We start from the raw sequence: 597 nt of genomic DNA on the forward strand, positions 1-597 counted from the left end.
GTGAGAGCCTCCTTCGGTTCGCTGTCGATGATGCCGGCTCTGTGACGGCCGTCATCTTCGGTGAGCTGTACCGGCGGGGGGAGGAATGGAAGTTCCGTGCCGTCGGGCAGGGCTACGCGATCGGTCTTGCCGGGCTGGCTGCGGACTTCGGGGTCGACATCGAAGATGACGCGGCCGCGGAGGCAGAAGGATCGCTCGAGGGCACGGACGGTGAAGAGCAGACGGATGCGGCGGGTCCGGCGCCGGCTGAGGAGCCGAACCAGCAGGCGGCCCTGGAGGCCATCCCTGCTCCTCGTCGGCCTGAGGGCGAGGCCGTGGGGCCGAAAGCGCCGTCCTCTCGTCCTCGCACCTCCAAGAAAAAGGTGACCCTGCCAAAGACGGTCAAGAAGACCCTGGCGGAGAACGACTCCTGGAAGCGGGCCAGGCTCTTTCCGGTCTCGGTGCTCAAGAGCGACCGGGACCGGGAGATGCGCGCCACCTCGGTGCTGCTGGCGGTGATGGCCCAGGTGCCGGAGTTCAGCAGAAGGCTCACCGCAGCATTTGGGGCTCCGGCGGGTCGCATGGAGACGTTCACGGAAGTCTCCCTGCCTCATGGTG

Annotated in this window: 1 protein-coding gene; it reads left to right on the top strand. The window is 67.2% G+C overall.

All coding sequences use genetic code 11. The features are described from left to right. Window positions 1-597, top strand: a 597-nt coding sequence (locus ACLJPL_RS34090) for a TerD family protein (protein ID WP_411084818.1), incomplete at both ends; no start/stop codon positions are given.

The organism is Streptomyces sp. cmx-18-6 (assembly GCF_046548915.1).
Taxonomy (GTDB): Bacteria; Actinomycetota; Actinomycetes; order Streptomycetales; family Streptomycetaceae; genus Streptomyces.